The organism is Bradyrhizobium sp. FW305-F6, from assembly GCF_058782905.1.
In genome coordinates, this window is sequence record NZ_JBYSYD010000001.1 from 2103657 (window position 1) to 2128016 (window position 24360).

Consider the following 24360-nt stretch of genomic DNA (forward strand, 5'->3'; position numbering starts at 1 on the left):
GGGCCAACAATAATTGGAATAGCGTTCTACAATATAGAACAATTTGGGAGGAGAGAATGGGTGAGCCCGCGGCTCTGCGCGCAATGCGCTCCGGCGATGCGAACGCTCGGACGCCGCCGACCGGCCGCCTCCGGGAACGCGACGCCATCGGATCGAGCATCGCCGTCCGCGACGCGGTGAAGAGATACGGCAGCTTCCACGCGGTCGACCGCATCAGCATCGACATCGAGCCCGGCGAGTTCATCACGCTGCTTGGCCCTTCCGGCAGCGGAAAGACGACGTTGCTCAACCTCGTGGCCGGCTTCCAGAGCCTCGACAGCGGCGAAATCCTCGTCGACGGCAAGCCTGTCCACAACGTGCCCACGCACAAGCGTGGCTTCGGCATGGTGTTCCAGAGCTACGCGCTGTTTCCCAACATGACGGTCAGCCAGAACGTCGCGTTTCCGCTTCGCATGGCGGGCGTCGACCGGGCGACCGCGGAGCGTCGTGTCGCCGAAACGCTGGAGATCATGCGGCTGACGGAGCATGCCGCGAAGTCTCCTTCGCAAATGTCCGGCGGGCAGCAGCAGCGCGTCGCCATCGCTCGCGCGATCGTCAGAAGGCCCAAGGTCGTGCTGATGGACGAACCCCTCAGCGCCCTGGACCGGCGGCTGCGCGAGCAGATCCAGATCGAGATCCGCGATCTTCACCGAACCATCGGCAGCACAATCCTGTTCGTCACCCATGACCAGGGCGAAGCCCTGACCATGAGCGACCGCATCGCGGTGCTCAACGCCGGCAAGATCGTTCAGATCGGCCGCCCGGTGGACATCTATCGGCATCCGAGCGACCGCTTCGTCGCCTCGTTCGTCGGCGAGAGCAACCTGATCGAGGCAGAGATTCTGCAAAAGCGCGGCTCGACACTCACGATGAAGAGCCGTGCAGGATACGTGTTCAGCGCGGAAAGCCGGGACACGATCGACGTCGGGCGCGCAACCGTGCTTGTGCGTCCGGAACGCATCGCCGTATCGAATGAGCCCACCGCGAATTCCACGCCTGTCAACGTTACCTCTGCGATCTTCCTCGGCGAGATCCTGCGGATCGAGGCGCAGATGGAAGGCGGGGAGCCGCTCCTGATCAGGTGCACCGACATGGCCGACCGGCCGCTGCCGACCGTCGGCGATCGTCTGCACGTGAGCTGGGGCGCCGCCGACTGCTGGGTGCTTGCATGACCTCGGCATCGATCGGCGCCCAGGCGGATCGTCCGGCGGATCTCGACCTCGTCAGGAGATTGAAGGATCCCGCGCTGCTGCTCCTGCCCGCGCTCGCCTTCCTGGCGTTCATCTACCTCCTGCCCTTGATCGATCTCATCCGGATCAGCGTGAGCGGGCCGTCGTGGTCGTCCTACTTCGAGCGGGTGTTCGCCATACCGCTCTATTGGGATTCGCTCGTCCGCACGATGCAGATCTCGGTCATGGTCGCGGTCCTCTGCCTGCTGTTCGGATATCCGACGGCGCTGCTCATTCACCGCAGCCGCGGCATTACGCAGGCCCTTATCGCAACCGCGATCGTGCTGCCCTATTTCATCGCCATCCTGATCCGGACCTACGCCTGGATGGTCCTGCTCGGTCGCAACGGGCCGATCAACAAGCTGCTGGTTTCGATCGGAATATTAAGCGAGCCCGCACAACTTCTCTTCAATCGCGGCACGGTGCTTCTCGGCATGACCGCGGTGCTACTGCCGCTGATGGTGCTGACGATCTATTCCAGCGTGGCGCGCCTCGATCAAAGCCTGACCCGCGCGGCGCTCGCCAGCGGCGCCGGGCCCATTGCCGCGTTCTGGCGCGTGTTGCTGCCGCTGACCCTGCCCGGCATGGGCGCCGGCTTCCTGCTGGTCTTCGTCGCCGCGATCGGCTTCTTCATAACGCCCACGCTGCTCGGAGGACCCGGCGACCAGATGTTCGCCATGCATATCACGCAGCAGGCAGACTCGGTCACGTCGGAAGGATTTCTGCAAGCCTTGGGCGTGGTGCTGCTGACGATCACACTGGCGGTGGTCGCGGTGGCCGGACGTTTCCTCGGCTTCGAATTCATCTGGGGCGGCCGCAAGCTCACCGAGGCCACACCAACGACGACCGACCGCCGCGCCGCCGATGCCGGCCGCCGCAGTATCGGCACCTCCGCTGCCGACGTGATCGGCTGGCCGCTTCTGAGGCTGTTCGGGCGGCTGCCGGCGAGTTTCGGGACCTGGACCGTTCGTCTCATGGGCGGTCTGGTCATTGCCATTCTCATCCTGCCGATCATCGTGGTGATGATCATTTCCTTCAGCAGCGCGAGCTATCTGACTTTCCCGCCGCCGGGCTTCTCGCTGCGCTGGTACGAGCAGTTCTTCTCCGATTCGAACTGGATGCGGGCGTTCTGGACATCCCTGGTCGTCGCGGCGATGTCGGCGGGAATCGCGATCGTGCTGGGCGCGTCGGCCGCTCTCGGCATCGTCAGGAGCAGCATCCGCGGCAAGTCTACCATCATGCTGCTTCTCGTAAGTCCGATCATCGTCCCTCCGGTCGTGCTCGGCCTGTCGCTCTACAGCTTGTTCCTGCGCTTCGATATGGTCGGCTCCATCTTCGGCCTCGCCGCGGCGCATGCGATCGGCGGCCTTCCTCTCGTCGTGGTGATCCTGTGCGCATCGCTTCAGGGCGTCGACGCCCGGCTCGAACAGGCCGCGGCCGTCCATGGCGCATCGTCCCTGACGGTGTTTCGCCTGGTGACGTTGCCGGCCATCATGCCGGGCCTGGCTGCCGCGACATTCTTCGCCTTCCTGCACTCGTTCGACGAACTGGTGCTGACGCTGTTCCTGTCGAGCGCGGAGCTGAAGACGCTCCCGCTCATGTTGTGGGGTGACGTCAACTACCGGCTCAATCCGGTGCTGGCCGTGGTCTCGACGCTGGAGGTGCTTCTGGTGCTCGTAGGGCTCGTCCTTGCCCGACCCGTGCTCGCCACGTCACGGAAGGCGACGTGACGCAGATCAATTTCAACTGGAGGAAAGAAAAATGCTGGGAATGAAACACTGGCGACTGTCGGCTTCCGTATTGGCCTCAGCCCTGCTCGTCGCGATGGGAACGGGTCTGGCTCAAGCGCAGAGCAACGTCGTGATCATGCAGGATCCGGGCGGCGGGTATGGCGATGCATTGCGCAAGGTCATGTACGACCCGTTCGAGAAGGAGACCGGCATCAAGGTGGTCACCGTCCAGGAGGCCCGTAGCGGCCCGCGCATCAAAGCTCAGGCCGAGGCCGGCAAGGCGCAATGGGACCTGACGTTCATCTTCGACCAGGAGACGAAGCTGCTCGGTGACTGCTGCCTGGCCGACATCGACTATTCCAAGCTGTCCGACGGGGCAAAGCAAACGCTGGCAGCGATGCCGGACAACCTGAAGCGCAAGAAGGGCGTGGCGCTGCAGGTGATCGGCGTCGGCCTCGTCTACAACAAGGACAAGTACAAGGGCGAGAACGTACCGACCACCTGGGCTGACTTCTGGGACGTGAAGAAGTTTCCCGGCCGGCGCTGCATGCCCGCCTGGCCGCGTTTCGTGTTCGAAGCGGCGCTGATGGCCGACGGCGTCGAGAAGAGCAAACTCTACCCGATCGACATGGAGCGGGCGCTGAAGAAGGTCAAGGAGATCAAGCCGCACATTGCCAAATGGTGGACGACATCGGCACAGCCGCCGCAGCTTCTCCTCGACGGCGAGGCCGACATGTGCATGGCCTACACCGGCTCAATGAGCAAGCTCGCTTTGGAGGGCGCTCCGATCGAACTGACCTTCAACCAGGGTTTCATCTACTACGACTTCTTCTCGATCCCGAAGGGAGCGCCGAACTACGACAACGCGCTGAAACTGCTGTCCTGGCGGCTCGAGCCCAAGCGCGCGGCGCAGCTCACCTCGACCTTCCCGGTCGCCCTACCCTCCAAGGTCGTGTTCGAGGCCGCGACCGACAAGAAGCTCGCCCGCTACTGGGCCAACAACCCGGACAACGTCTCGAAAGCGATCGAATGGAGCCCGGATTATTGGGGCGCTGCTTCACCGGCCGGGAAATCCACCAACGAGGAGTACGGGCAGGAGAAGCTCAACGCCTTGCTCGCCCAGTAAGCAGGCCGATCGGCCCCGATCCGGAAGGACCGGGGCCGATTCCACGCCCGGGCTATTGCCGTTGGCGCGTCCATGCTAGATCGAGTGAAAGATCATTCTATTTTGGCTGGTGGATGGATAAGGCTTTTATCAAGGGACTGCGTCTCCTGGAAGCACTTGCTCTGAGCGAGCAGCCCCGCGGGGTCACGGACCTCGCGAGCGAGCTGAAGCTCACCAAGAGCAACGTGCATCGGCTCCTGATGACTTTGCAGTCTCAAGGCTATGTGCGCCAGATCCCCCCGCACAGCACCTACGAGCTCACCACCAAGATCTGGGCGCTCGGCAGCCATGTCATCCACCGGATGGATCTCATCAACGTCGCGCGACCGGCAATGACGAAGCTTGCCGAGATCACCGGCGAGACCATTCACTTGTCAGTGCTCGAAGACACCGACGTCGTCTACGTCGACAAGATCGAAAGCGCCCACCATATCCGCGCCCATACGAGCGTAGGCATGCGCGCACCCGCTTTCACCATGGCGACGGGGAAGGCGATGCTCGCACATATGCCTGATGACTATTTGGAGAGATTCCGGCCACATTTTAGGCGTTACACCGACGCAACGCGGACGACGATCAAGGAGCTACGGGAGGACATCGAACTTGCACGCGCGCAGGGCTACTCCTCCGTGCTGCATGGCGAGTGGCGCGAGGGCATCGCGGCCTGCGCCTGCGCGATCCTCGGCCGTTCCGGGGAGCTGGTGGGAGCGATTGGCATGTCCGGTCCCGACAGCCGCATCAAGCGCAAGCAGATCAAAGAATACTCGGTTCACGTGATGGAGGCAGCCCGAACCATCGGCGCGGCCCTCGGTTATTCCAATCGACTGGCGGCATACCCCGCCCTGAGAGCCGATCCTCCGCCTCCACATCAATCGCGCCGCGTTCCCTGATTTTGCCGCTCAAGACGCCACCTGTCCCGACCTGCCATCGCTCGCCGCCGGACTTGAAGCGATGGACGTCATTGCTGCCGCCGGCCGCGGCAAATCGACGGCTTGCGCTCGAACTCGGCACTGGGCAAATCAGCGGTAGATTTTCATGTCCCGGAATTCGCTGAACCCTGCCTGCCCGTGATATCGGTGCGTGTGGCTGGACCGTAGCCGTCCCTTGCGGGAAGTTGCAGACACCACGAGGCTGTTTCAGAACCTATCACGGGGGATTCCACACCGATGCAGTTTGATGACGTCATCCTCGGCCGCCGGAGCATCCGCGGCTACAAGCCTGATCCGGTACCCAAAGCGCTGATCGCGGAAATCATTGGTCTTGCGATGCGCGCTCCGTCGTCGATGAACACCCAGCCCTGGAATTTCTACGTCGTATCCGGCGCTCCGCTGGACCGGATCCGCGCCGGCAACACCGAACGGATGGTGGCGGGTATCCCGCAGTCGCGCGAGTTCCGCACCGGTCAGCCCTTTGCAGGCAAGCACCGTGACCGGCAGGTCGGCGTCGCCAAACAGTTGTTCTCCGCGATGGGCATCGCGCGCGACGACAAGGACCGGCGCCAGGACTGGGTCCTGCGCGGCTTCCGCCAATTCGACGCGCCGGTCTGCGTGATCATCACCTATGATCGTGTGCTCGACGGCAGCGACGATACACCTTTCGATTGCGGCGCGGTGGCCACTGCCCTGGTCAATGCCGCCTGGTCTCGCGGGCTAGGCGCCGTGATCAACAGCCAAGGCATCATGCAAAGCCCCGTGGTGCGCGAGCATGCAGGGATCGCCGACGATCAGGTCATCATGAAAAGCATCGCGCTGGGCTGGCCCGATGAGACCTTTCCGGCGAATGCGGTGGTGTCCGAGCGGAAGTCGGTCGAGGAGGCCACGGTGTTCGTCGGATTCGAGGAATAGCGGCGCGGCGGGCTGGAGATGCAGCAGTGATACGCGCCATGGTCCGACACGCGATTGTTCTGGCGGCGGCTTTCGCCGCCGCCTTGACACCTGCCCCATGCTTTGGCGAGAGCAGCAAGCCGTTGCCCGCCAAGGCCACGCAGGAATTGCCGGCCGAGTTGCTTGCGCTGCTCGAACAGAAGAAAATGCCGAAATATTCCCCTATCCTCGTGCGTCTCTTCAAGGAGGAGGCGGAGCTCGAAGTCTGGAAGCAGGACACTGTCGGCCGCTTCCAATTCCTCAAGACCTATCCGATCTGCCGATGGTCGGGCGATCTCGGGCCGAAATTGTATGAGGGCGACCGACAGGCTCCGGAAGGATTTTACACGATCACACCCGAGTTGATGAATCCCAACTCCAACTTCTATCTCTCGATCAACCTCGGCTACCCCAATAGCTTTGACAGGGCAAACAAGCGGAACGGCAGCTTCCTCATGATCCACGGCGACTGCTGGTCGAGCGGTTGCTACGCCATGACGGACGAACAGATCAGCGAAATCTATGCGCTGGCGCGTGACACGTTCCGCGGTGGCCGGACATCGTTCCAGGTCCAAGCCTACCCGTTCCGCCTGACACCGGCGAACCTGGCGCGCCATCGAAATAATCCCAACCTGCCCTTCTGGAAAATGCTCAAGGTCGGCAACGATCATTTCGAGACGACACAACTCGAACCCAAGGTGGATGTGTGTCACCGCCGCTATGTGTTCGATGCGCAACCTTCCCCGAATTCGCCGCACCCTCTCGTGTTCAATCCGGTCGAGAAATGCCCTCCCTTTGTCGTCAACCCGGACATCGCGCGGCGGGCGCTGGAGAAACAGCGCGCCGACGAGCGCGCGTATGCGCAATTGCTCGAAGACAACGTGCCGGTTGCCCCGATTTACAGCGGATATGACGGCGGAATGAACAACGCTTTTCTCGCGCGCTTCCCGGGCAGGGTGACGTTTGCGAAAGTCATGCCGTATGCATCCTACCTGCCGCAATTGCCGCCGATCCCGTGGGTCGACAATGATGGTTCGTTGCCGAGCAAATGGTTCGGTGCCTTGTCCTCCAAGTCGTTGGTGTGTGATACCGCCAGTGCCGGTTTCCCATCGCGCCAGTGCTGAACATCTGTTTTGCTCAGCGATTGAGCACCGGCAGATCACGCCCGGCATCGCATGCCCCACGCGTGGTGAGCTGGGTGGCGGAACAATCGCAGGACCTGGCGAAGTCGGTCCAGCAATCCCTCCCACATTCGGGTACGAACTTCGTAGGTTCTAAGTATCACATCTAATAGTGATCCCCGCTCCATCGAAGGCGCGACTTCCCGTTCGCAAAGCACGCAGGTGGAGAAAGCCAAACTCACGCTTGTCGCTCGAGCGGCACTCGCTCATCGGCACACCATCGTCCTGACGCGGGATAGCGAACCACGTTTTTGCGACAAACTCGACTCCGTCCGAGTCGTAAGCGCCTTCAAAAATGATACGTACAGGCGCTTTCGACGCCCTGTCCGGCAACACCCCAAACTTCTCCGGGCCCTAAAATTGCCCTGTCCGCCTGTCGCCAAAATTCTAACTTCGCGCGAAACTTTGTCTGTTGCTGCTCGTCCAGACGCGCGCTCGCGACCTCAACTTTGATCTTGTTTCCGGGGTCGCCATCCGCCGCCCCTGTAGTCGCCCCGTGAAAGTCATGCTCGTCAATGGCCTGGGTTCTGGCTAGTCGATCAGCGCCGATCGCGAGTTCGATCGCTTCAAAAACTGTCGACTTGCCAGTGTTGTTGTCACCCAACAGCACGTCGTGCCGTCGAAGTTGATGTTGGCAACCCGGATGCCTCGAAAATTTTAATATGAACGCGGACGATTCTCACCGATCCCCCAAACCGATCATTTCAGTTGCTTGCCTCTACACAACCCTAACAAGCGCTCCGTGAGCGAACCAATTTTGACGGGCGCAGCGTTGAGCGGAGAAAACTTTACCTATTACCGCATTCAACAGCCGTTATATATTTCGTACGCTGGCACATTCTGTTCTTTCTTTTATAATCCTATAAGCGTATAGATTTTCAGATTGATGCTTCACATACGCAGGACCTTATAATGATGCCTACCGTTAATATCTCGCAGTCAAACTTCCAGCGCCTCCAGCAGTTCGCAACCCCGCTCGTCGACGATCTCGACAGCGTCCTATCACGTGTATTGGATGCATATGAAAAGAGCACGGGCGATATGCCGCCGCCCATCTCCGCCGCTGATGAGGACCTGTCGGTGAAAACGTTCGCCGTCGACAGTCCGCCGAACCTGACCTTTACCAGCCTCAGTGCGGTATCCATCGACGGACAGGTCTTCACCGACAAGTACTGGAATCCCGTCCTTTTCGAAATGATCGGGCGTGCAGCCAAGAAGATCGGGATTGCAAAGCTGAAGCCGCACTTGGATGTGAACTACAAGGATGGGCCGGACGAGAAGTTCAACTTCATTCCGGACGCTGGGATTTCGGTGCAGGGGCGCGATGCCAACCTGTGCTGGCGTTCGATCGTGAAGGTCGCGAAGGCCGCAAAGATCCCAGTAGCGATTGACTTCTACTGGCAGGATACACCTAAGGCAGCGCAACCTGGTCGCAGCGGGCGCTTCGTCTACGAAGGCGATTAATCATCGTCATTGAACACGAAACCGGCGGACACGCTTGGCGCGTCCGCCGGTTCGTTACCGTAGAAGCATGACAATAGAACCCGCGACACCTGCGTATAAAGCGACGGGGTCGAGGGTCGTTATTTCTGGGGCTATTTCTGAGGCTGGAAAGCGTGCTAGACGCTAAGTACTTGAAATAATGGTCGGAGTGGCAGGATTCGAACCTGCGACCCCTGCGTCCCGAACGCAGTGCTCTACCGGGCTGAGCCACACTCCGACAAGAAGGCGGCTTATAGCGTCGGGTTTGACGCACTGCAAGCGGCCGAGCCGAGGAATTTTATCCCTGTGAGAACGGGTCTTGAAACGCTGATTTTGCCGGCCGGAGAGGCCGGCGCGGAGGCCGCCGCCCGGCGACTTGCGGCCGGCGGGCTGGTCGCGTTTCCGACCGAGACGGTCTATGGGCTCGGGGCCGACGCCGCCAACGCCACGGCGATTGCCCATCTCTATGCCGCCAAGGGGCGGCCGGCGTTCAATCCGCTGATCGCGCACGTGCCTAATATCGCGGCTGCCCGGCGGATCGGGCGGTTCGATGCGCGGGCGCTCGAGCTTGCGGAAACGTTCTGGCCAGGGCCGCTGACGCTGGTGGTGCCCAAGACGGAGGGCTGCCCGGTGGCGGATCTCGCCACCGCGGGCCTCGACACCGTGGCAATCCGCATTCCCGCCCACCCTGTCGCGCAGGCGATCCTGCGCGCATTCGGCGGCGCCGTGGTGGCGCCGTCCGCCAATATCTCCGGACACGTCTCGCCGACGCTGGCGGCGCATGTCGAGAGCGACCTTGCCGGGCGTATCGACCTCATCGTGGACGGCGGGCCCGTCACGGTCGGCGTCGAATCCACCATAGTCGGCTGCTTCGAAGCGCCGATGCTGCTGCGGCCTGGCGGGCTGTCGCGCGAGCGGATCGAGGCGGTGCTCGGCATGCCCCTGGCGCGGCCGCCGGGGGAGGCCGGGGACGACGATGGCCAGCCGCTGGCGCCGGGCATGCTGGCGTCGCATTACGCGCCGCGCGCCCATGTGCGGCTCGAAGTGCGCGAAGTGGCGCCGGGCGAAGCGCTGCTGGCATTCGGCTCCGAGCGCCTGCCCGGCATGGAGGCCGCCACAGCCGTCATGAATCTGTCGCCCGGCGGTGATCTCGATGAAGCCGCCGCCAATCTGTTCGGCTATCTTCGCAGCCTGGATGCGACAACGCCGAGGACGATCGCGGTGATGCCGATACCGGACGATGGTCTTGGCGAGGCAATCAACGACCGGCTGCGGCGGGCCGCGGTGGCGCGATAAGAGTGGAAGAGACAATGAACATCAACAAGCCTGTCATCCCGCCGCTCGCGCCCGAGTTGATCGAGGAATTCCGCAAGATCGTCGGCGAACGCCATGCCATCACCGATGCGAGCGACATCGCGCCTTACGTCACCGAGGAGCGCAATCTGTTCCACGGCCGCTCGCCGCTGGTGTTGCGCCCGGGCTCGACGGCGGAGGTCTCCGCGATCTGCAAGCTCGCGTCCGCGCACAACATCGCGCTGGTGCCGCAGGGCGGCAACACCGGGCTCGTTGGTGGGCAGACGCCGCACAATGGTGAGGTCGTGGTGTCGCTGCGGCGCCTCGACAAGATCCGCGAGGTCGACACCGCGTCCAACACCATGACGTGTGAGGCCGGCGTCGTGCTGCAGGTCGCGCAAGCGAAGGCGTCCGATGTCGACCGGCTGTTTCCACTCTCGCTCGGCGCCGAAGGCAGCTGCACCATCGGCGGCAATCTGTCCACCAATGCCGGCGGCACCGCCGCGCTCGCCTATGGCGTTGCGCGCGAGATGGCGCTGGGTCTCGAGGTGGTGCTCGCCGACGGCCGCGTGCTCAACACGCTGTCGAAGCTGAAGAAGGACAACACCGGCTACAATCTGCACAACCTCTTTATCGGCGCCGAAGGCACGCTCGGCATCATCACGGCGGCAACGCTGAAGCTGTTTCCGAAGCCGCGGTCGGTCGAGACGGCGTTCGTCGGACTGAAATCGCCGGCGGCGGCCCTCAAATTGCTCACGATCGCGCAGGGCGAGGCCGCCAATACATTGACGAGCTTCGAGCTGCTGTCGGAGATGGCGGTGGATTTCTCGGTGCGGCACGGCATCGACGTGCGCGATCCGCTTAGCGAGAAGCATCCCTGGTACGTGCTGATGGAATTGTCTTCTCCCGGCGATGACGCCCGTACGCCGCTGGAGACGATCCTTGCCCGTGCCTTGGAAGAGGAGATCGTCGACGACGCCGTGATCGCGGCGAGCCTCGCCCAGCGCGGTGCGTTCTGGAAGCTGCGCGACGAGATGTCTGCGGCGCAGAAGCCGGAGGGCGGCTCGATCAAGCACGACATCTCCGTGCCGGTCGCGGCCGTGCCCGCCTTCATCGCCGAGGCCGATGCCGCCGTCGTGAAGCTGATTCCGGGCGCGCGCCCGGTGCCATTCGGCCATCTCGGCGACGGCAATTTGCACTACAATGTCAGCCAGCCCATCGGGGCCAACACGGCCGATTACCTCGCGCGCTGGCACGAGGTGAACGCCGTGGTGTTCGAGATCGTGCTGCGCATGGGCGGCTCGATCTCGGCCGAGCACGGCATCGGTGTGCTCAAGCGCGACGAGCTGCCTGAGGTCAAGGACAAGACCGCGATCGAGCTGATGCGCGCCATCAAGGCGATGCTCGATCCGCACGCCATCATGAATCCGGGGAAGGTGCTGTGAGTGCGTCGCTTGTGATCGACGCGGTCACCGATGCCGATGTCGAGAAGGTCGTCGCGCTGTGGCAGCGCTGCGGCCTGACCCGGCCCTGGAACGATCCGCATGCCGACATCGCGCTGGCGCGGCGGCGCGACAATTCCGCCGTGCTGGTCGGCCGCGAGAGCGGCGCGATCGTCGCGACCATTATGGTCGGCCACGACGGCCATCGCGGCTGGGTCTATTACGTCGCGGTTGACCCCGATTGCCAGAAGCGCGGCTTCGGCCGGGTAATCATGGCAGCGGCCGAGGACTGGCTGCGCGCGGCGGGCATTTCCAAGCTGCAGCTCCTGGTCCGGCGCGAGAATGCAAAGGCCAATGCTTTCTACGGCGCGCTGGGCTTCGAGCTGTCGACCTCCGTCATGTTCCAGAAGTGGCTCGACGGCCGCGCCACCATTCCAAGCAACTGAGATCGAGTCATGACCATTTCCGACCGTGTCCGTATCAAGGACGTTCGCCTGCTCTCGAACAATTGGACGCCGCTGAAGAACACGACCCTCGAATACCGGCGCGCTAATGGCGAGTGGCAGACGCAGCACCGCGAGACCTATGAGCGCGACAACGCCGCCGCCGTGCTGCCGTACAATCTCGCGCGGCGCACCGTGATCCTGGTGCGCCAGTTCCGCCTGCCGGCCTTCATCCGCGGCCATGACGATCTCCTGATCGAGGCCGCCGCCGGCGTGCTGGATAACGCTTCGCCGGAAGAGCGCATCCGCGCCGAGGCGGAGGAAGAGACCGGCTATCGCCTGCACCACGTCCACAAGGTGTTCGAGGCCTTCATGAGCCCCGGCGCCATCACCGAAAAGCTGCACTTCTTCGTTGCCGAATACGAGCCCGAGATGCGGGTGAGCGACGGCGGCGGCCTCGAACACGAGGGCGAGGACATCGAGGTGCTGGAGCTATCGATCGACGAGGCCTTGGCGATGATCGCCGACGGCCGCATCATCGACGCCAAGGCGATCATGCTGCTGCAATACGCGGCACTGCACGTGTTCAGGTAGGTGCGCTCTTTACCCTCCCTGGAGGGGGAGGGTCGATCGCGCGCAGCGCGAGCGGGGTGGGGTGATCCCTCCACTCGGGCACTGTTGGATGTGGAGAGACCGTCACCCCACCCCGTCTCACATTTCGCTACGCTCCATGTGAGCCGACCCTCCCCCTCCAGGGGAGGGTAAGAGACGCCGCTCCATCCTCGTCTGCAATTCTGACCTGCGCCGCCTCTCCCCCGGTTGAGCTCACTCCTGACTATCTCTAGTCTGGGCCCAACCAAGAACCTGGAGACGCGCCCATGTCCGCTCCGCGCGACGACGAATTCGGCTTTGCGCCCGACTACGATGCCCCCGTTCCCTACATGCAGCGCACGCGCGACTACTACGCGGCGATCGGCTACACCACGCCCTATCGCTGGGCGCATTACACGGAGGCGCCGTTCCAGGCGCTGAAGAAGCCGCTGGCGAAGTCGCGCGTCACCATCATCACGACGGCGGCCCCCTACGATCCCGCCAAGGGCGATCAGGGGCCCGGCGCGGCCTACAACGGCGGCGCGAAATTTAACCAGGTCTATGACGGCGACACGTCCAGGGAGCACGATCTGCGCATCTCGCATATCGGCTACGACCGCAAGCACACCACGGCGACCGACAGCGGCACCTGGTTTCCGCTGCCGCAACTGTTGAAGGCGAGTGCTGCGGGCCGCATCGGCGAAGTCGCGCCGCGGTTCTTCGGCGCACCCACCAACCGCAGCCATCGCGTCACGCTCGACACCGACGCGCCGGAGATTCTCTCGCGCTGCCTGGCCGACAAGGTGGATGTCGCCGTACTGGTGCCGAACTGCCCGGTGTGCCACCAAACCACGGCGCTGGTGGCGCGGCACCTGGAGCGGAACGGGATTCCGACCGTGATCATGGGCTGCGCCAAGGACATCATCGAGCACGCCGCGGTTCCCAGGTTCCTGTTCAGCGATTTCCCGCTCGGCAATTCCGCCGGCAAGCCGCACGATGTCGCCTCGCAGGCACAGACGCTGGAGCTCGCGCTTACGCTGCTGGAGACCGCGAGCGGGCCGCAGACGACCATGCAGTCGCCGCTGCACTGGAGCGAGGACGCCTCCTGGAAGCTCGACTACAACAACGTCGCGCAGCTCAGCCCTGAAGAGCTGGCCCGACGCCGCGCCGAATTCGACAAGCAGAAGGAGATCGCGCGCAGCAACCGCGCCGCCTGACGCCTCCGCAACAATGAATCAAGGGAGAGCGGCGTGACGCGACCGTTCGAGGGCGTGAAGATCCTGGATTTCACGCAGGTGCTGGCCGGCCCCTATGCGAGCTATCAACTCGCTCTGCTGGGTGCCGACGTCATCAAGGTCGAGCGGCGCGAGGGCGAGGACATGCGCCGCACGCCGCTCTCCCGCGAATGGGCCGAGCGCGGGCTCGCGCCGGCCTTCCAGGCCGTCAACGGCAACAAGCGCAGCCTGACGCTCGATTTGCAAAAGCCCGAGGCGATCGCGATCGTGAAGAAGCTTGCAGCGCAGGTCGACATCGTCATGGAGAATTTCCGTCCGGGCGTGATGGACAAGCTCGGCATCGGCTACGAGACGCTGTCGGCGATCAATCCCAGGCTGATCTATTGCGCGGTCTCCGGCTTCGGCCAGACCGGGCCCGATCGTTTGCGGCCGGGCTATGACGGCAAGATGCAGGCGCTGTCGGGCATCATGGCCATCACCGGCCATCCCGAGACGGGCCCGACGCGCGCGGGCTTTGCGGTGTGCGACGTGCTGTCGGGCGCGACGGCCGCGTTCGGCGTCTCCAGCGCGCTATATCAGCGCGACCGCACCGGCAAGGGCCAGCTCATCGACGTCTCCATGCTGGAGGCGACGCTGGCATTTCTCTCCGGACAGATCGCGGACTGGTCGGTGGCGGGCCATCGCCAGACACTTTCGGGCAACCAGGCAGTGAGCCGCAGGGCCACGGCCAATTTGTTCAAATGCGGCGACGGCCACATCCTGCTCGCCGTCAACAACGAGAAGCAGTACCGCGCGCTGATGGCGGCGCTCGGCCGCGAGGACACGCTGGGTGATCCGCGCTTTGCCGACTGGTTCGCCCGCAACGAGAACGAGCCTGCGCTGCGCGCCATCATTGAGGAAGCGCTGGCTGCAAGGCCGGCACGCGAATGGGAGACAATTCTGGAAGACGCCGGCGCGCCCTGCGCCAGCATCTGGAAGGTCGAGGAGATCATCGACCATCCGCAGATTGCCGCGCGAGGTTCCATTCAGGAGCTGGACACGCCGTACGGCCGCCTGCGCTTTGCCGGCAGCGGCTTCAAGCTCGCGCATGGCGGCGGCAGGCTGGAGCGCATGGCGCCGGAGCTGGGCGCGGATACGCAGGCGGTGCTGGGCGAGCTGGGATTTGATGCGGCGGAGATCGCGAGGTTGCGGGCGAGAGAGGTTGTTTAGTCTCCGCTCACGTAGGGTGGGCAAAGCGAAGCGTGCCCACCATCGCGTGTTGAAGAGAGAGGTCGTGGGCACGGCGCGTTGCGCCTTTGCCCACCCTACAGCGTCGCCTAGAACAACGACCCCTGCCCGTCATCCGATGATGCGGCCGCAATCTTCCGCACCGCCTTCTTCGGCTTCACCGCCTCTGCCTCCGCCTCCATCTCCTCCGCACTGATCGGCAACACGAGCTGCTCGTCGTCGTTGGCGACGCGGTTGACGCGGGTGGAGACGGGATGCCAGGCGAATTCGCCGACGCGCGGCGGGCTCATCAGCGGCAGGATCGCGTCGACCTCATCGCTGCGGCAATCGAGCCAGCGCTCGAAATCGCGGGGGCTGATGGTAACGGGCACGCGGTCATGCAGCGCGGCGAGGTCCTCGCCCGCCGCCGCCGTGACGATCGCGACCGTGTCGAGCTCCTCGCCGTTCGGCCCGACCCAGGTCTCGAACAATGCGGCAAAGCCGAGCGGCTCGCCGTCGGCGCGGTGGATGAAGAAGGGCTGCTTGCGGCCGCCTTCCGACTTCCATTCGTAATAGCCGTCGGCCGGGATCAAGCCGCGCCGGCGGCGAATCGCCATCTTGAAGGCGGGCTTCTCCAGCACAGTCTCGGAGCGGGCGTTGATCAGGAGCGTGAAGCCGCGAGGGTCCTTGACCCAGGCGGGCAGTAGGCCCCAGCGCATCAGGCGGAAATGGCGCGCGCCGTTCTCGATCCATACGACCGGAATCGGTTGTGTCGGAGCCACATTGTACCGGGGCGGGAAATTCGGCTGCTCGACATAGCCGAACAGTTGCCGCAAAGCCGCGGGGGCCGAAGTTATGACGAAGCGTCCACACATGCTTGGGGCCTATATAGGGTCCGTTCAGGTCCTTTTAACCCCGAACGTTAACACTGCGGCGGATGAGCTCAACGGCCTCCCAACCCGCGCGGTCGCATGTACAGACGGGCCCTGAGGCGGCCGCCTGGGCCGAACGGCTGCGCGTGGCCAACATCAACCCGCGGACCGGGCTTGCCACCGACTACCTCAACCATTTCAATGAAGCGGTGATGCTGCTGGAAATGGTGCCGGACATGCCGGAATGCGCCGAAGATTTCCTGACCTGGACGCCGCTGTCTTATGCCGAGCATTTCACGGCGTCGAACTTCAAGGCGCGGGACCTCGCCATCGAGGCCTATGAGAAAGCCGATCCGGCGCTTAAGGCGCAATTCGACCATCTCACAAAGAACCTGCACTCGATCCTGTCAGCGGTCGGTGCGGGCATGCGCGAAGCCCAGAAGGATGAGACCCGCGTCAAGCTGGCCGTGCAGGCGACCCAATGGGTACAGCCACTGATCTCGGCCTGCGCCGGCCTCATCCACGGCAGCGCCGAAGACGACATCGACAGCATCATGGCCAACTGAACCGGGCCGGTGACGATATTGCCCGCATCCGTGCAGCCCAGCCATCCCCAGATCGCCGTCAGCGCCGCGGTTTTTCGCGACGGCAAGGTGCTGCTGACCCGCCGCGCCCGCTCTCCCGCCAAGGGCTTCTATTCGCTGCCGGGCGGCCGGGTCGAATTCGGCGAATCGCTGCACCGGGCCCTGAGCCGCGAGATCGACGAGGAAACCGGGCTTGAGATCGAGATCGTGGGCCTGGCCGGCTGGCGCGAAGTGCTGCCGGCCGCACCGGGCGCCGGCCATTATCTGATCATGTCCTTTGCCGCCCGTTGGATAGCCAGGGAGCCGTCCCTGAACGAGGAGCTCGACGATTACCGCTGGGTCGCGCCTGACGCTCTCGGAAGCCTTGACCACCTCAAACTGACGAGTGGGCTGGAGGAGGTCATCCGATCCGCCCACCGGCTGATCGGGGCCTGACGGCTCGCCTTGCGTCCTCGGGCTCGAGGGGGCATACAGCCGCCGATGACCGCGCGACTTCCGGCCGTTCTTGCCCTGATTCTTGCCTGCGCCTGCGTGCCTGCAAAGGCCCAGGACGGGGCGGCGCCGTTTGACGGCGAACTGCAGCGGCTGGCCGAGATTCTCGGCGGCCTGCACTATCTGCGCGGCATCTGCGGGGCCAACGAAGGCAACAAATGGCGCAACGAGATGCAGGCGCTGATCGATGCCGAAACCCCCTCCGGCGAGCGCCGCACCCGCATGATCGCCGGATTCAACCGCGGCTATAACGGTTTTCAGCAGACCTATCGCAGCTGCACGCCGGCTGCGACGGTGGCGATCCGCCGCTATATCGACGAAGGCTCGAAGATTTCGCGGGATCTGACGGCACGCTACGCGAACTGAACCTTCTCTCCGTCATTCCGGGCTCGCGCAGCGAGAGCCCGGAATCCATTCATCCACCAGCTCTGCCGCACGAGGGATTCCGGGTTCGCGCGACGCGCGCCCCGGAATGACGGCTGAGGTCGACGCGCGCTGGAACCCCGTCATCGACTTTGGTCACAGCCGTTAACCGTTCCTAAAGATGTGGCCTAGCGGTCGTTAACGACCGTGCTACACCTTTCGCACAGCGCATCGCCTTGGATCGCGCCCCAGCCCTGAACGAGTTTCATGAGCCCGCCGATTTCCTACGCCCCCGCCCGCGCGCCACTGCCCGACCACGAGCAGAAACAGGCCGCCCTGAGCTATCTCAACGAGGCCTGGGCGGAGGCGCGCCATGACGGCGTCGATGGCGACTGCCTGGCGCAGGCGAGCCTGTTCGCGGCCCTGGCCGAGCTCGTGGGCACCTATGGCGAGGACGCGGTCGCGAAGTTCGTCGAGGGCTTTCCCGGCCGCATTCGCAACGGCGAATTCTCGGTCGACATCTGCAGGCAGTAGGCCATCTCGAAAATGACCCCGCCACGCGGGGCGGGGCCAGTTGACGGATGAATGACTCTGCGATGCTCGTCGCGAAGTCCGCCGCTGTTATCGCACGGAAGCGATCGGACTTAGACAAGCATTAGTCTCGCGATGGCCGGGACATCTTCCCGGTGCAGCCGGGAACGCCCGCCTCAATCGGTTTCGATCGGCAGGGCCGGATCCTTCGCCCATTCCCCCATCGACGCATCGTACAGCGCCAGCCTGTCATAGCCAAGTTGCGTCAGCAGCAGCAGATCGATCGTCGCCGAGATGCCGCCCCCGCAATAGAGAATCACGCTCTTGTCGCGCGTGACGCCCTGTGCGGCGAATTTTGCTTCCGCATCCGCAAGGCTCGTCAGCGTCTTGTCGGCATTGACCAGCGTTGCGGCGGGTAGGTTGACGCTGCCGGGCACGCGGCCCGGCCTGCCGTAGCGGCTTGGCTCGAGGCCGCGGTGAAACTGCGGCCCGAGCGCGTTGACGATCACCGTGGCGGGATCTCCGATGCGCGCCTTCACGACATTCTTGTCGACGAAGAAGCCTGCCCGCGGTGTGGCCCTGAAGGTGGCGGCCGGATAGCCCCTGGGCGGGCCCGCCTCGACCGGCCGCCCCTCCTCCTTCCATTTGTCGAAGCCGCCGTCGAGCACGCGGGCATCGACGCCGAGCGAGCGCAACATCCACCACAAGCGCGTCGCCCACATCATCGTGCCGATACTGTAGAGCACGATCGTCTTGCCCGCATCGAGCCCGTGGCGGCCGAACGCAGCCTCGAGCTGGGCCACATCAGGCATCATGAAGAAGTGTTGCGACGAGGTGTCGGAGAACTCGCCTTGCAGGTCGAGGAAATCGGCACCCGGGATGTGGCCGGCTGCGAACGTCTTGTCACCGGGCACCGCGCGATAGGGCACGTCGCTGCCTTCCGGTGCGGGCTCGAGATAGGTCGTGCAGTCGTAGAGGCGCAGGTCGGGATGGTCGAGGATGGCGGCGAGCTGATCGGTAGCGATGAGGGCGGTTGGCTGGGACATTGTCGGCCTCTCCCAATCTGCGCTTGCGTTCCCTCGCACTCTGTCATTGCCCGCGAATGCGGGCAATCCGGTATTTTAGAGGCGGCGTTGATCTACCGAGAAGCCGCGGCGTACTGGATGCCCCGCCTTCGCGGAGCATGACAGTCGCGTGAGACGTTGAATCGCCCGCTATTGCTTCAGCGTCTCCAGAAATCGCACCGGCTCGCCCTGCGAGGCCGTGACGAGCTCGCCCTGCCACATCACGCGGCGGCCGCGGACGAAGGTGCCGACCGGCCAGCCGGTGACGCGCACGCCGTCATAGGGCGTCCAGCCGGCCTTGGAAGCCACCCATTTGTTGGTGATGGTCTCGCTGCGCTTGAGGTCGACGATGGTGAAGTCGGCATCGTAGCCGGCGGCGATGCGGCCCTTGCAGGCCATGTTGTAGAGCCGCGCGGGGCCCGCGCTGGTGAGATCGACGAAGCGCGCCAGCGACAAGCGTCCCGCATTGACGTGATCGAGCATCAACGGCACCAGCGTCTGCACCCCGGTCATGCCCGAAGGCGAGGCCGGATAGGTCTTCGACTTCTCCTCCAGCGTGTGCGGGGCGTGGTCGGAGCCGAGCACGTCGATGATGCCCTGCTCGATGCCGCGCCAGATGCCGGCGCGGTGATCGGCACCGCGCACCGGGGGGTTCATCTGCGCGAGCGTGCCGAGCCGCTCGTAGCAGTCGGGCGCAACCAGCGTGAGATGATGCGGCGTCGCCTCGCAGGAGGCGACGTCCTTGTGGTCGCGCAGGAACTCGATCTCTTCCTTGGTCGAGATGTGCAGCACGTGGATGCGCTTGCCGGTCTCGTGCGCGAGCTTGACGAGGCGCTGGGTCGCCGTCAGCGCCGCCGTCTCGTCGCGCCAGACCGGATGCGAGCGCGCATCGCCTTCGATGCGCAGCGGTTTGCGCTCGTTGAGCCGATACTCGTCCTCGGCATGGAAGGCGGCACGGCGGCGGATCACCTGGAAGATGCGGCGCAGGCTTTCGTCGTCCTCCACCAAGAGCGCGCCGGTCGAGGAGCCGATGAATACCTTGACGCCGGCACAGCCCGGCGCGCGCTCCAGCACCGGCAATTCCTGCACGTTCTCGCGGGTGCCGCCGATGAAGAAGGCGAAATCGCAATGCATGCGGTGATGGGCGCGCTTCACCTTGTCCGTGAAGGTCGCTTCCGTCACGGTCAAGGGAGACGTGTTGGGCATCTCGAACACGGCGGTGACGCCGCCCATCACGGCGCTGCGCGAGCCGGTCTCGAGGTCTTCCTTCTGCTCCAGTCCGGGTTCGCGGAAATGCACCTGCGTGTCCATCACGCCGGGCAGGATGTGCAGGCCCTTGCAGTCGATCACCTCGGCGGCGCTGCCTTGCGACAACGCACCGATCTCGGCGATGCGGCCACCGATGATGCCGATGTCGCGAACACCCTCGCCGTCCTGGTTGACCACGGTGCCGCCTTTGAGGATCACGTCGAAATGCTGGCTCATGGCAGAAGGCCCTCTCTCATCCCCAAGCGCAGGGCTCGAGGTCTTGTCGTTTATGCGTTGCGGGCTTACGTTCCGCAGCAACATGTCGCAAGAGATTTTCGCATGAAATCGGCGTTTCTTCCCGACCGGGGTGTGGTCAAAGTCGCAGGCGAGGATGCGCGCAATTTCCTCAACGGCCTCATCACCACAGATGTCGACAGGCTGAAACCAGGGCTGGGGCGATTCGGCGCCCTGCTGACGCCGCAGGGCAAGATCATCGTGGACTTCCTGATCACGGAGGTGCCGGCCGGCCACGGCGGTGGGTTCCTGATCGATTGTCCGAAAGCGCTGGCGGACACCCTCGCCACGAAGCTGAAATTCTACAAGCTGCGAGCCAAGGTCACCGTGGAAAGCCTCGATCTCGGCGTGCTCGCGGCCTGGGACGGCCAGCCGGCGGCGCAGCCGGACCTTGCCTTCGCTGACCCGCGCGCCCCGGCGCTCGGTACCCGCATCCTGATCCCGGAAAACCTCAAGCAGACACTGTCCGACCTCATCGGTGCCGAGCTGGTTGATGCCGCCGAATACGAAGCGCACCGCATCGCGCTCGGCGTGCCCCGCGGCGGGCTCGATTTCATGTACAACGACGCGTTCCCGCACGAGACCAACATGGACCGTCTCGCCGGCGTCGATTTCGACAAGGGCTGCTATGTCGGCCAGGAGGTCGTCTCGCGCATGCAGCATCGCGGCACGGCACGCACGCGCAGCGTCAAGGTGCTGCTCGACGGTGGCTCGCCCGAGCCGGGCGCCACCATTCTCGCCGGCGACAAGCCGGTCGGCAGCATCGGCTCGACCGCCGGCGGCAAGGGCATTGCGCTGGTGCGCATCGACCGCGTTGCCGACGCGCTCGACGCCGGCCAGCCCCTCACCGCTGGTGGGCTGGCTGTGACGCTCGCTGAACCAGATGTCGTTCGAATTCCAGCCAAGCAGCCCATCGCATGAGCCGAGCCGCCCGCCTGCATCCCGACGGCCTGAAACGATGTCCCTGGCCCGGCGAAGATCCGATCTATGTCGCCTATCACGACACCGAATGGGGCGTGCCCGAGTACGACGATCGCGCGCTGTACGAAAAGCTGATCCTCGACGGCTTCCAGGCCGGCCTGTCCTGGATCACGATCCTGCGCAAGCGCGACAATTTCCGCAAAGCCTTCGACGATTTCCAGCCGGAGAAGATCGCGCGCTACAGCGAGAAGAAAGTTCATGCGCTGATGAACGATGCCGGCATCGTGCGCAACAAGGCCAAGATCGACGGCGCGATCCTGAGCGCGAAATCCTATCTCGACATCATGGAGAAAGGCCCCGGCTTCTCGAAGCTATTGTGGGACTTCATGGACGGAAGACCGCTGGTCAACAAATTCAAGACCACCGCAAGCGTGCCCGCCTCGACGCCGCTGTCGGTGCAGATCTCCAAAGAGCTGTCCTCGCGCGGCTTCAAGTTCGTCGGCCCGACCATCGTCTATGCCTTCATGCAGGCGACCGGCATGGTCAACGACCATCTTGTCGACTGCCATTGTCACGCGAGCTGCAGCAAGACGCAGCGCAAGCCGCGCCTCAAGGCCAAATGACGGCGAAGAAGACCGCGCGCGATGCGCCGTCCCGCGCCTGGCAGCGCATGCTGTCGGGCCGGCGGCTCGACCTGCTCGATCCCTCCCCGCTCGACATCGAGATCGCCGACATCGCGCATGGGCTGGCGCGGGTGGCGCGCTGGAACGGGCAGACCATCGGCACGCATATCTTCTCGGTCGCGCAGCACACGCTGCTGGTGGAGACCGTGCTGCGGCACGAGATGCCGCGAGCGGACCAGCGCATGCGGCTCGCCGCGCTGCTGCACGATGCGCCGGAATATGTGATCGGCGACATGATCTCGCCGTTCAAGGCGGTGCTCGACGGTCACTACAAGGCGGTGGAGAAGCGCCTGCTCGGCGCCATCCACATCCGCTTCGGATTACCACCGGTATTGCCTGATGACATCACGCAGGCCATCAAGGCCGCCGATCGCGGCGCGGCTTATCTCGAGGCCACCGAGCTCGCCGGCTTCAGCGCGAGCGAAGCGCGGCGCCTGTTCGGCAAGGACCCGGGCCTCTCCGACAGCGTCCGGCGCGACTATCTCACGCCCTGGACCGCGGCGCGGGCGGAGAAGCAGTTTCTGGAGCGGTTTGGCGGGGTGTTCGCCTAGATCCTGCAGAGTGGGCAAAGGCGCTCTTGCACTGTGCCGGCCATCTTTTCGCGGTTGCGACAAGAGTGGTGGGCATGCATCCGCCTTCGCCCTTTGAGCTACGGCGGACATGTCGCTTTGCCCACCCTACGGCGGCGGTTATAGTCAAGAAAAAGGACCGCCATGATCCACGTCTGTTCCCTCGCCGCGCTTCCCGAAACCGTCCGCCTCACCGGAGCTAGCCATGTGCTGACCGTGATGGCCAATGTCGAGCAGGTGGCGCGCCCCGTCTCGGTGCTGCCGGCCAATCATCTCAAGGTGTCGATGGACGACATCACCGAGGAGATCGACGGTTTCGTTGCGCCGTCGGAAGACCATGTCGACCAGGTGCTGAATTTCGTGCGCGGCTGGGACCGCAGCGCCCCGCTGGTGGTGCATTGCTATGCCGGCATCAGCCGCTCCACCGCGAGCGCGTTCGCAGCCGTATGCGCACTCAATCCAAACCGCGACGAAATCGAGATCGCCAGGAAGATCCGCGCGGCCTCGCCGATCGCCTCGCCGAACCGCCGCATCGTCAGCCTCGCCGATCGCGCCTTGGGCCGCAACGGCCGCATGCTGCGCGCACTCGACGAGATGGGTCCCGGCGCCATGATGGTCGAGAGCCGCCCCTTCGTGATCGAGCTCGAATGACCGGGCGCCACAATGGAGGTGCGCCCCCTCTCCCGCCTGAGGGCGAGGGTTGGGGAGAGGGTGTCTCCGCATTGGGACAGCCCCCTAGAGGAGAAAGCCCTCGCCCGGCGCTACGCGCCGACCTCTCCCGCAAGCGGGAGAGGTTACAACGAGCCCGCGGCCAGATCTGTTCAAACAACGAAGATATTCTTTCCGCAACACCCGCGATCATCGTCGCATGAGCGACACGCAGCTCACCCCGATCGAAATCGGCCTCACCGCCGCCATCGTCGCGATCGAAAGCCACGAGCCGCAGATCCTCACCTCGCGCGGTGCAGACGGGCTTGCCGGCCTGCCGTTCGGCCCGTTCGACGCTGTGAGCCATCGCACCTTCGAGATCGGCCTGCGCGCCTGGGTCGAGCAACAGGCGGGCCTGCAGCTCGGCTATGTCGAGCAGCTCTACACGTTCGGCGATCGCGGCCGCCATGCCGAGGCCGGCGACACCGGCGCCCATATCGTGTCGATCGGCTATCTCGCGCTAACGCGCCCTGTCGACGGCGAGCTTGCGGCAAACGCAGCGAGCTTCGCGCCGTGGTACCGCTTCTTCCCCTGGGAAGACTGGCGCGAGCAGCCGCCGGCGATCATCGCCCGCGACATCATCCCGGCGCTGACCAAGTGGGCCGAGGAGGATACACCGGAGACCACGCGCGCGCTGCCGCGCAAGGATCGCGTGCGCTTCTATTTCGGTCTCGACGGGGCGCCCTGGGACGAGGAGCGCGTGCTCGACCGCTACGAGCTGCTGTACGAGGCCGGGCTGATCGAGGAGGCGCGGCGCGACGGCCGCCCCGCGGCATTGGCGCGCAAGACGCTGCCTCCGCTCGGGACCTCGATGCGGTTCGACCATCGCCGGATTCTCGCCACGGGAATCGCGCGGCTGCGGGCAAAGCTGAAGTATCGTCCTGTGGTCTTTGAACTTTTGCCCGCCGACTTCACACTTACCGAACTGCAGCACACGGTCGAGGCGATCTCCGGCCGGCACCTGCACAAGCAAAATTTCCGCCGCCTGGTCGAAATGGAAGCCCTGGTCGAACCGACCGGGGCGATGTCGACACAGACGGGCGGACGGCCGGCGGCGCTCTACCGCTTCCGCCGCGAAGTGCTCCAGGAGCGGCCCGCGCCGGGCTTGCGCGTACGCTCCCGGCGCTAGATCC

26 protein-coding genes and 1 tRNA gene are annotated in these 24360 nt (G+C 64.3%); 22 read left to right on the forward strand and 5 right to left on the reverse strand.

The genetic code is table 11. The annotated features are described in order from the left end of the window. Positions 1 to 56 precede the first annotated feature (56 nt). The 6 genes from AC3WLX_RS10150 (at position 57) to AC3WLX_RS10175 (ending at position 7149) form a co-directional block, all read left to right on the forward strand. Positions 57 to 1211, forward strand: coding sequence for an ABC transporter ATP-binding protein (locus AC3WLX_RS10150; protein ID WP_291621939.1), 1155 nt, complete (start codon positions 57 to 59; stop codon positions 1209 to 1211). Continuing rightward, positions 1208 to 2998, forward strand: a complete 1791-nt coding sequence (locus AC3WLX_RS10155) for an ABC transporter permease subunit (RefSeq protein ID WP_492335724.1) — start codon at positions 1208 to 1210, stop codon at positions 2996 to 2998. Before AC3WLX_RS10150 ends, AC3WLX_RS10155 begins: the two co-directional genes overlap by 4 nt. 31 nt (positions 2999 to 3029) lie before the next feature. Then, positions 3030 to 4124 (forward strand): extracellular solute-binding protein, encoded by a 1095-nt coding sequence (locus AC3WLX_RS10160; protein ID WP_291621943.1) that lies wholly within the window; start codon positions 3030 to 3032, stop codon positions 4122 to 4124. 113 nt (positions 4125 to 4237) lie between these two features. Beyond that, the gene (locus AC3WLX_RS10165) at positions 4238 to 5053 is read left to right on the forward strand and encodes an IclR family transcriptional regulator (RefSeq protein ID WP_492335725.1); all 816 of its coding nucleotides are present in this window, start codon (positions 4238 to 4240) and stop codon (positions 5051 to 5053) included. A gap of 276 nt (positions 5054 to 5329) precedes the next feature. Next, positions 5330 to 6007, forward strand: a complete 678-nt coding sequence (locus tag AC3WLX_RS10170; RefSeq protein ID WP_492335726.1) for a nitroreductase — start codon at positions 5330 to 5332, stop codon at positions 6005 to 6007. A gap of 26 nt (positions 6008 to 6033) precedes the next feature. After that, positions 6034 to 7149, forward strand: a complete 1116-nt coding sequence (locus AC3WLX_RS10175) for a L,D-transpeptidase family protein (RefSeq protein ID WP_492335727.1) — start codon at positions 6034 to 6036, stop codon at positions 7147 to 7149. 346 nt (positions 7150 to 7495) lie between these two features. Here AC3WLX_RS10175 and AC3WLX_RS10180 read toward each other — a convergent pair whose 3' ends face one another. After that, entirely contained in the window at positions 7496 to 7810 is a 315-nt protein-coding gene (locus tag AC3WLX_RS10180) for a hypothetical protein (RefSeq protein WP_492335728.1), read from the reverse strand. 308 nt (positions 7811 to 8118) lie between these two features. On the opposite strand from AC3WLX_RS10180, the gene AC3WLX_RS10185 reads away from it, so the two are divergent. Beyond that, entirely contained in the window at positions 8119 to 8670 is a 552-nt protein-coding gene (locus AC3WLX_RS10185; protein ID WP_492335729.1) for a T4SS efffector SepA family protein, read from the forward strand. Positions 8671 to 8849: 179 nt separating this feature from the next. Here AC3WLX_RS10185 and AC3WLX_RS10190 read toward each other — a convergent pair. Next, a tRNA-Pro gene (locus tag AC3WLX_RS10190) sits at positions 8850 to 8926 on the reverse strand. Between the two features lie 68 nt (positions 8927 to 8994). Here AC3WLX_RS10190 and AC3WLX_RS10195 point away from each other — a divergent pair. The 6 genes from AC3WLX_RS10195 (at position 8995) to AC3WLX_RS10220 (ending at position 14901) form a co-directional block, all read left to right on the forward strand. Then, positions 8995 to 9984 (forward strand): L-threonylcarbamoyladenylate synthase, encoded by a 990-nt coding sequence (locus tag AC3WLX_RS10195; RefSeq protein ID WP_492335730.1) that lies wholly within the window; start codon positions 8995 to 8997, stop codon positions 9982 to 9984. 14 nt (positions 9985 to 9998) lie between these two features. Continuing rightward, complete coding sequence (locus tag AC3WLX_RS10200; protein ID WP_492335731.1) at positions 9999 to 11426, forward strand: FAD-binding oxidoreductase; 1428 nt, start codon at positions 9999 to 10001, stop codon at positions 11424 to 11426. After that, a complete protein-coding gene (locus tag AC3WLX_RS10205) occupies positions 11423 to 11869 on the forward strand; it encodes a GNAT family acetyltransferase (RefSeq protein ID WP_492335732.1) in 447 nt (148 codons plus the stop codon). Before AC3WLX_RS10200 ends, AC3WLX_RS10205 begins: the two co-directional genes overlap by 4 nt. A gap of 9 nt (positions 11870 to 11878) precedes the next feature. Further along, a complete protein-coding gene (locus tag AC3WLX_RS10210; RefSeq protein ID WP_492335733.1) occupies positions 11879 to 12460 on the forward strand; it encodes a GDP-mannose pyrophosphatase in 582 nt (193 codons plus the stop codon). 284 nt (positions 12461 to 12744) lie between these two features. Then, positions 12745 to 13674, forward strand: a complete 930-nt coding sequence (locus AC3WLX_RS10215) for a glycine reductase (RefSeq protein WP_492335734.1) — start codon at positions 12745 to 12747, stop codon at positions 13672 to 13674. Between the two features lie 33 nt (positions 13675 to 13707). Beyond that, a complete protein-coding gene (locus AC3WLX_RS10220) occupies positions 13708 to 14901 on the forward strand; it encodes a CaiB/BaiF CoA transferase family protein (RefSeq protein ID WP_492335735.1) in 1194 nt (397 codons plus the stop codon). 107 nt (positions 14902 to 15008) lie between these two features. On the opposite strand, the gene AC3WLX_RS10225 is transcribed toward AC3WLX_RS10220, so the two are convergent. Further along, a complete protein-coding gene (locus AC3WLX_RS10225) occupies positions 15009 to 15773 on the reverse strand; it encodes an SOS response-associated peptidase (protein ID WP_492335736.1) in 765 nt (254 codons plus the stop codon). Positions 15774 to 15835: 62 nt separating this feature from the next. Between AC3WLX_RS10225 and AC3WLX_RS10230 the strand changes: the two genes are divergently transcribed. The 4 genes from AC3WLX_RS10230 (at position 15836) to AC3WLX_RS10245 (ending at position 17743) form a co-directional block, all read left to right on the forward strand. Beyond that, positions 15836 to 16336: a hypothetical protein gene (locus tag AC3WLX_RS10230; protein WP_492335737.1), complete on the forward strand. Its 501-nt coding sequence runs from the start codon at positions 15836 to 15838 to the stop codon at positions 16334 to 16336. A gap of 18 nt (positions 16337 to 16354) precedes the next feature. After that, positions 16355 to 16789, forward strand: a complete 435-nt coding sequence (locus AC3WLX_RS10235) for an NUDIX hydrolase (protein ID WP_492335738.1) — start codon at positions 16355 to 16357, stop codon at positions 16787 to 16789. 45 nt (positions 16790 to 16834) lie between these two features. Beyond that, the gene (locus AC3WLX_RS10240) at positions 16835 to 17212 is read left to right on the forward strand and encodes a TIGR02301 family protein (RefSeq protein ID WP_291624691.1); all 378 of its coding nucleotides are present in this window, start codon (positions 16835 to 16837) and stop codon (positions 17210 to 17212) included. A gap of 264 nt (positions 17213 to 17476) precedes the next feature. Continuing rightward, the gene (locus AC3WLX_RS10245) at positions 17477 to 17743 is read left to right on the forward strand and encodes a hypothetical protein (protein ID WP_291624690.1); all 267 of its coding nucleotides are present in this window, start codon (positions 17477 to 17479) and stop codon (positions 17741 to 17743) included. Between the two features lie 173 nt (positions 17744 to 17916). On the opposite strand, the gene AC3WLX_RS10250 is transcribed toward AC3WLX_RS10245, so the two are convergent. Together AC3WLX_RS10250 and AC3WLX_RS10255 are read right to left on the reverse strand one after the other, a co-directional pair. Further along, positions 17917 to 18786, reverse strand: coding sequence for a sulfurtransferase (locus AC3WLX_RS10250; protein WP_492335739.1), 870 nt, complete (start codon positions 18784 to 18786; stop codon positions 17917 to 17919). Between the two features lie 168 nt (positions 18787 to 18954). Beyond that, entirely contained in the window at positions 18955 to 20289 is a 1335-nt protein-coding gene (locus tag AC3WLX_RS10255; RefSeq protein ID WP_492335740.1) for a dihydroorotase, read from the reverse strand. 102 nt (positions 20290 to 20391) lie between these two features. On the opposite strand from AC3WLX_RS10255, the gene ygfZ reads away from it, so the two are divergent. The 5 genes from ygfZ (at position 20392) to AC3WLX_RS10280 (ending at position 24356) form a co-directional block, all read left to right on the forward strand. Further along, entirely contained in the window at positions 20392 to 21267 is an 876-nt protein-coding gene (gene ygfZ, locus AC3WLX_RS10260; RefSeq protein WP_492335741.1) for a CAF17-like 4Fe-4S cluster assembly/insertion protein YgfZ, read from the forward strand. After that, positions 21264 to 21890: a DNA-3-methyladenine glycosylase I gene (locus tag AC3WLX_RS10265; RefSeq protein WP_291629939.1), complete on the forward strand. Its 627-nt coding sequence runs from the start codon at positions 21264 to 21266 to the stop codon at positions 21888 to 21890. The genes ygfZ and AC3WLX_RS10265 overlap by 4 nt, the downstream gene beginning before the upstream one ends. After that, the gene (locus AC3WLX_RS10270; RefSeq protein ID WP_291629941.1) at positions 21887 to 22501 is read left to right on the forward strand and encodes a YfbR-like 5'-deoxynucleotidase; all 615 of its coding nucleotides are present in this window, start codon (positions 21887 to 21889) and stop codon (positions 22499 to 22501) included. The genes AC3WLX_RS10265 and AC3WLX_RS10270 overlap by 4 nt, the downstream gene beginning before the upstream one ends. A 162-nt stretch (positions 22502 to 22663) precedes the next feature. After that, the gene (locus AC3WLX_RS10275) at positions 22664 to 23170 is read left to right on the forward strand and encodes a tyrosine phosphatase family protein (protein WP_492335742.1); all 507 of its coding nucleotides are present in this window, start codon (positions 22664 to 22666) and stop codon (positions 23168 to 23170) included. A 217-nt stretch (positions 23171 to 23387) separates the two neighbouring features. Next, complete coding sequence (locus AC3WLX_RS10280) at positions 23388 to 24356, forward strand: NUDIX hydrolase (protein WP_492335743.1); 969 nt, start codon at positions 23388 to 23390, stop codon at positions 24354 to 24356. Positions 24357 to 24360: the final 4 nt, after the last annotated feature.